Origin of the sequence: Phytoactinopolyspora endophytica (genome assembly GCF_004138495.1) — a bacterium.
GTDB classification, from domain to species: Bacteria; Actinomycetota; Actinomycetes; order Jiangellales; family Jiangellaceae; genus Phytoactinopolyspora; species Phytoactinopolyspora endophytica.
On sequence record NZ_ML142854.1, the window covers coordinates 243,232 to 249,744 of the forward strand.

General features: G+C 66.8%; 6 protein-coding genes. 2 read left to right on the top strand and 4 right to left on the bottom strand.

What is annotated here, in order from left to right:
* The 3 genes from ELR45_RS14175 to ELR45_RS14185 all read right to left on the bottom strand — a co-directional run.
* On the bottom strand, positions 1–794 hold a 794-nt coding region (locus ELR45_RS14175), incomplete at its 3' end, for a phosphonate ABC transporter ATP-binding protein (protein WP_205856578.1).
* Positions 791–1,714: a phosphate/phosphite/phosphonate ABC transporter substrate-binding protein gene (phnD, locus tag ELR45_RS14180; protein WP_129666984.1), complete on the bottom strand. Its 924-nt coding sequence runs from the start codon at positions 1,712–1,714 to the stop codon at positions 791–793. The genes phnD and ELR45_RS14175, both read right to left, overlap by 4 nt.
* Before the next feature lie 397 nt (positions 1,715–2,111).
* A complete protein-coding gene (locus ELR45_RS14185) occupies positions 2,112–2,534 on the bottom strand; it encodes a DUF2000 domain-containing protein (protein ID WP_129666985.1) in 423 nt (140 codons plus the stop codon).
* Between the two features lie 50 nt (positions 2,535–2,584).
* Here ELR45_RS14185 and ELR45_RS14190 point away from each other — a divergent pair, with 50 nt between their 5' ends.
* Positions 2,585–3,478: a helix-turn-helix transcriptional regulator gene (locus ELR45_RS14190; RefSeq protein ID WP_240759705.1), complete on the top strand. Its 894-nt coding sequence runs from the start codon at positions 2,585–2,587 to the stop codon at positions 3,476–3,478.
* A 202-nt stretch (positions 3,479–3,680) separates the two neighbouring features.
* The gene (locus ELR45_RS14195; RefSeq protein ID WP_129666986.1) at positions 3,681–4,892 is read left to right on the top strand and encodes an MFS transporter; all 1,212 of its coding nucleotides are present in this window, start codon (positions 3,681–3,683) and stop codon (positions 4,890–4,892) included.
* Positions 4,893–5,028: 136 nt separating this feature from the next.
* Here ELR45_RS14195 and ELR45_RS14200 read toward each other — a convergent pair whose 3' ends face one another.
* A complete protein-coding gene (locus ELR45_RS14200) occupies positions 5,029–6,483 on the bottom strand; it encodes an ATP-binding protein (protein WP_129666987.1) in 1,455 nt (484 codons plus the stop codon).
* Between the last annotated feature and the right edge of the window lie 30 nt (positions 6,484–6,513).

Sequence of the window (6,513 nt, forward strand, 5' to 3'; positions counted from 1 at the left end):
CCGGTGAAGACCACGTGGCCGTCACGCAACCCGACGACCCGGTCGCCGTACCGGCGCGCCAGATCGACGACGTGCAAGCTGACCACGACGGGAACGTTCTGTTCGGAGGCGATCTGCCGCAGCAGGGACAGCACCGTGCCGGCCAGCCTCGGGTCCAGCGAGGCGACGGGCTCGTCAGCGAGGATCAGCTTCGGATCCTGCATGAGTGCGCGGGCGATCGCCACCCGCTGCTGCTGCCCGCCGCTGAGCGTGCGTGCCTGTTGTCTGGCCTGGTCGACGAGCCCGACGCGGTCGAGGAGGCCGATGGCCTTCTCGCGTTGCGCGCGCGGGAAGATCCCGGCGACGCTCAGCCGACCTGCCGTGTAGAGGCCTCCGGTGAGCACGTTGGTCAGCGAGGACATCCGCGACACGAGGTTGAAGTGCTGGAACACGTGGCCCACGTCGGAACGGACGGCGCGCAGTGCCCGGGTCCCGCCATGCTCGCCGCGCCGGCCGCGTGAGGCGAGTGCGGCGACGTCGTGTCCGGCCACCAGCATCCGCTCGGCCTCGAACGGAGCCATGCCGGTGAGCGACTTCAGCAGCGTCGACTTGCCGGAGCCGGAGTGGCCGAGCAACACGACCACCTCGCCGGGGCCCACGGTCAGGTCGACACCGTCCAGCGCGACCGTCGAGCCGTAGGTGACCCGGACCGCTTGCGCGTCGACCACCGGCGACGTGGAGGCGGGTGGCGGCTGTGGCCGCGCCGGCTCGGTGGCCGGCATGCTGGTCGTCTCCGTGGCCGGAGTGCTGGTCATCGAACGTCCTCGAGGTCGACGCCGGCGAGAGTCGCGATGTCGACGAGCGGGTCGAAGACCTCAGCCTCAGGATTGGCGGTGACCTCGCCGATGCCGAACATCCCGACCAGGCCCTCGTCGTCGGAGATGATCCCGGGGAGGTTGTCGATGAGTGCCTCGCGTGTGGCGTCGTCAAGGTCTTCGCGGACGACGATGACCAGCCCGATCGGAATCGGTCCGCTCTCGGCGAACTTCTGCATGGTCGACTCGTCGATGATCTCCTGCTCGACGAAGGTCGGGTAGATCATCGCGGCGGTGCACGCGACGTCGACGCTGCCGTTCGCCAGCCCAAGGATCGCCGAGTCGTGGCCGCCGGCGAATGTCATCTCGTAGTCCTCGTCGGCCTCGAAGCCGGCCTCGGCGAAGAGCGCACGGGGCATGAAGTGCCCGGTCGTGGAGCCTGGGTCGACGAACGCGACCTGCGCACCGGCGACATCCTCGACGTTGTCGATCCCGCTGTCGATGCCGCTGAGGCAGACCGAGGCCGGCTGGTCCTCAGCGCCCCAGACCAGCAGCGGATCCACCGAGCCGGCTTCGAGACCGAGCGCGGCGGCGAACGGGCTGAGCATGGCGACGTCCACGTGTCCGTTGCGGACGGCTTCGACGACGCCAAGGTAGCTGGCGGGTGATTCTTGCTGGATCTCGCGTCCGGTGGCCTCGGCAACCGCGCCGGACATCGTGTCGAGCTGGGCGAGCAGCTCAGGATCATCGGCGCCCGGCGGGACGGCGAAGGTGAGCTCACCTTCCGCAGCCGGGTTCTCCGCTGAGAGCTCAGTGGTTTCATCGCTGGTCTCGCCGGAGTCATCGGACGAGCACGACCAGGTGGTAAGAGCGAGCACCGCGGCGAGAAGAACGCCGCGCTTCACGGATGGAGTGCGCATGGTGGCCTTCCTGGCATGGGAAACCTGGGGCCGCCGCCGCGTGGTATCGGCGGCTGACACTACGAATCAACCACCCGTTGTTTTCAACGAATTACGAGACCGATGGACTCGATATAGAGCGCAGATGAACTCGAGGGAGGGCGCGGCTACGTGCGCCACGCCGGAAGACTCACTGCAGTTCTGCGGCGAGAACGGGAGCGGGCACCCCGGGACGATATGGTCGTCGCTACGAGGGATGCCGCCAAAAACCTACTCTTTTGACGGGTCAGCCAGTCAAAAAGCTACGTTTTTGGCCGGCTGAGCGACCATGAAGACACATTCTTGGCTGGCCCGTCGAGCCGGCCTAGGCTGTGGAGGAGTGCACGCGGTGCATGTAAGAGCGGCTTTGTTCAACTGGTCACTTGTGGAGCGTGGCGCCTTTCAGGATCTTGTCGACGGCGTTCTTGGGGCCGTGGACGGCGAGGCCGACGAGGTCGAGCGCATCGCGGCCGACCGCTTTGACGGCGGCCCGGTTGTCCCGGTCGTTGCCGGTGCTGAACAGGTCATGCGTGAACACGGCGCAGCGCAGTCCGCGTTGCAGCGTCCGGGAATGCGCGGCGGACAATGTCTCTTTGCTGCCTGAGAACACGAGAACCGGCTGGCGGAACATCGGCAGGTACTGCGTGCCGTCGGCGTCCTCGTATGGTTCGCCGATCAGCTCCGGGTTGGTGCCCGCTATGCCGCTGACGAGGAAAGCGGTGACATTGAGCCGTTGCCAGCCCTCCAGGTCGTCACGGAGAAGTACGGCGATCTTGGTGTCGAAACGGATCGGTTCGTTCATCACATCGATGATGTTGGTGGCGGGCGGCGGAAGTCTTGTACGTTCTTAACGTGAGCCAATTGGCGGACGTGCGGCCGGCCGGTGACGACACCACCGGCGGGCCGATCATCCAGGCTTGGCGGCCAGCGGTGGACGGGGTCGTCGAGGCCTTCCATGCCCGGTTCCTCGGCCACGCCTATCCGGCACATACGCACGACGCCTGGGCACTGCTGATCATCGACGACGGCGCGATCCAGTACGACCTGGAGCGGCATCACCACGGCGCCGCCCGGTCGACGGTCACGTTGCTGCCACCGCATGTGGCGCACGACGGCCGTTCGGCCACGGCCCACGGCTTCCGCAAGCGCGTCGTGTACCTGGACTCGACGGTGCTGGGCGAGGACCTGATCGGCGCGGCGGTGGACACCCCGGCCTTCGACGACGCCCTGCTCCGTGACCGCGTGCATCGCCTGCACATCGCCCTTCTCCATCCGGAGGACGCGTTCGAGGCCGAGAGCCGGCTGGCGCTGGTGCGCGAGCGGCTCACCGAGCGCCTGCTCGGTGGCGCACGTCACGGGCGGTCGCGGGACGACACGCCGAGCGTCGTGCGAGCGCTGGGGCGTTCCGGTTCTGATGGCCAACGGGTGCAGGGCGCCATGGCCGAACAGTTGCGAGACCTTCTCGATGAGCGATTCCCGAGCGGGATCTCGCTGGCGGAGGCCGCCGGGATTCTGCACGCGCACCCTGTTCACCTGGTGCGCTCGTTCAGCGCGGCGTTCGGCCTGCCGCCCCACGCCTACGTGACCGGCCGCCGGATGGACGCGGCCCGCCGCCTGCTGCTGGCCGGTCAGACTCCTGCCGAGGTGGCAACTTCCGTCGGCCTCTACGACCAGTCTCATCTGACCCGGCATTTCAAGCGGTACCTGGGGATCAACCCGGCCCGATACGCCAGCTTCCGAGGGTGACGCGCGGCCTCGGCCACGGCGTGCGATCAGCCGTCGCGAAGGATGCCTGACCGGGCTCATGGTCACGTGCGCAGCATCGACTCGAGGCGGCGACCTCCGGTCTGCATCAACGCAGCAGCAACGGGTCTTTTGATCCCACGCAGGGGCTACACGGCGTGTCTGGGCGGGGAGACGCGCACCGCCTCGAACCGTGGAGCGCTGCATGTCGCCCCTGCTGCTGTACCGTCGCATGATTGGCCTGGTTGGCCCTACCTATATCGTCGTCGCCTTTCTCGGCCGTTTGCCGATGGCGATGAACCAACTCGGAGTCCTGCTGCTCGTGTCCACCGAGACCGGGCGCTACTCGGCGGGCGGGATGGCCGCGGGCGCCGTGGCGACCTCGAGCGCCGTTGCCGCTCCCGTCGCCGGCGCGCTGACCGATCGGATCGGTCAGCGTCCGGTGGTCCTCGTCCAGTCGTTGGTGGCGTCCGTCGGCATCATGGCACTCGTGGTGCTGGCGACGGCGGACGCCGCGCTACCACTCATCGTGGCCGTCGCCGGGCTTACCGGCCTCTTCATGCCGCCCGTCGGTGCGATGGCACGCGTCAGATGGCGGCATATCGCACAACCGACTGGGAGCGGGCAGGTCAGGCTCGTCGATACTGCCTTCTCCTACGAGGGCGCCGCCGACGAAGCGGCGTACGTCATCGGACCAGCCCTGGTCGGTGGCATCGCCGCGGTGGTCCATCCCGGCGGAGCGTTGATCGTCGCATCCATGCTTCTCGCCGTGTTCGGCGGCTGGTTCGCGCTGCATTCCACGGCGACGCCCGCTCATGCGCGACCCGCGGGTGCGTCGAAACGCATGCAGATGATTACGCCGGAACTGGTCATACTCGCCGTCGCCAACCTGCTGATCGGCATGGTGTTCGGCGCCACCCAAACCGGCACGACGGTCCTCGCGACCGAGCAGGGAAATCCGGGACATGCCGGCCTCGTGTACGCGCTGCTCGCCGTGGGTAGCGTCGTCGCCGGACTCTCCGTGGCCGCCTTACCGGCTCGCTTCGGCTATGCGGATCGAATCTTGACGTTCGCTGCGGCCTTGGCCGTACTCGCCATACCGCTCATGCTCGCGGACTCGCTCGGGGAGCTGACTCCGGTCATGGTGGTCCTGGGCTTCGCGATAGCGCCGTACATGATCAGCGTCGTCATGCAGGCGAGGCAGCTGATCCCGCTGAGCCGGGCAGGCATGGCGATGACGCTGTTAGGCGGCGCGGCGGGGATCGGGTACGCGATCGGTTCCGGGGCCGCGGGCAGGTTGGCCGACGCAGGCGGACACCGGGCGGCATTCGCGGTGACGCTGACGGCATGTGTGACGGCGTTCGTGTTGGCCTGCCTGGCGCGTCGCCGACTGTCAGCGGCGAATGCCGAAGCCTGACGCCGCCTCTGCGGAGTTGGCGGCGAAATTCGATTGTGCCGCGCGAAGTCGAGGCGATCGCAGCCGTGCGTGACGCAGTCTGACGGTTGGCAGGGCGCCTATGGGAGCCCTGTTCCGAGGCGTCTGACAGAGCACGTCAGTGCAGGGCAACGGCGAGAATGGGAGCAGGAACGGCCCAGACGCTGCCGGTCAGGTCAGTGATGTCTTTGGTGGCGAGGATTCCTTCTTCGTACGCCGTGTGGAGTGTTTGAGCCTCGCGGCGCCACCCCTGGCTCACCCATTTGCTCTCAATGGGGACAGTCTGACTCGTGCCCTCGGAAACGGCGATGGGAATGGGTGCGAAGTCGACTTCCTGGCCACTGTTGGTGCGGTGGTACCCGACGGTGTCACCGTCCTCCCAGCGGCCGGGTCGGGTTGCGTCGATTGCCCGGGCCAAGCTGACCGCGAGCGCGGTCTCGGATTGTCGACTCATGTCGGGGATACCCAAGCCAGGGCGGCGTCGGCTCGGCAGCTGGGCGAGCAGGGGGTCGGTCAGGTACAGCTTGCTTTGCGCGCCCGGGACGATGTGGCTGTCGCGTCGTCGAGGGCACGAAAGGACAGCGTAGGTATTCTGCATCCTTCGGACGCGGCGAAGAAACACGTCCCGTCCGATTCCGAGAACCTCGGCGGTGTTGCGCGCGTTCACTGGCGAGGCCGTGTCGTTGACAAGCTGATTGAGAAGAAGGTCAACTGACTCGGCCGGCGCCGTGGGGTCGATGTCGGTTTTGAGCCAGGCGGCCAGTTCGTCGAGAAAGTCTTCTGATACGCCGCCCAATCGATGATGCTCGGCGACTGCCCGGGGGAAGCCCCCGATCTCCAGGTAGTCCTGCCATAGCGTGTCCAGGTCCGGGGTGAGAACAGACCATGTCTCGAAGACATCACGGGCCTGGTCGCTGAGTATCTCGGAGGGCCCCAAGAGGTCGGGCAACTGTATCTCCGGCTGGCGTAGCCGGACGAAGTCGGCGAAAGACATCGGGTGCAGGGTGCGAAAGGGGCGGTTCGCGTCACCGGTGCGTCCGGCGCCTAGGTCTTTCACGGCCTGATTGGTGTCCGCGGCCGACGAGCCGGTCACGATCACGCAGTCGTCGGCCAGCGGCGTGTTGTCCCGCAGCTCCTTGAGCATGCTCGTCCATTCTGGAACCGACGTGACCTCGTCGATGATCCACACGCGTCGACGGTCTCCGATAGTGGATGTCAGAGAACGGCCGATGGCGAAGTAGCGCCGTAGGTCTCGGGATGTGAGCGTGTCGGCCGGGAAGTAGAGCACTTGCATAGGTGTCACGTCGTCACGTTCGAGCAAGTCAACGATGAGATCCTTGAGTGCGACCGACTTGCCTACTCGCCGCGGACCGCGCAGGACGAACAGACCGTTAGAGAGCGGTTCGCTCGCCACGTCCGACAGGATCGGCGTTCGATACCCCATGTCCCAATTGGCACGGGCGCGCAGCGCCACATCCGATACGGTCCAGGACGTGGGAGAGGTTCCACGCAGGCGGGCCGCCCACCAGGGGTTTGTATCGCGGAGGATGCCGCGGATCTCATCGTCTCGCATAGCTCGATTCTACGTGGATGCCGCCAAAAA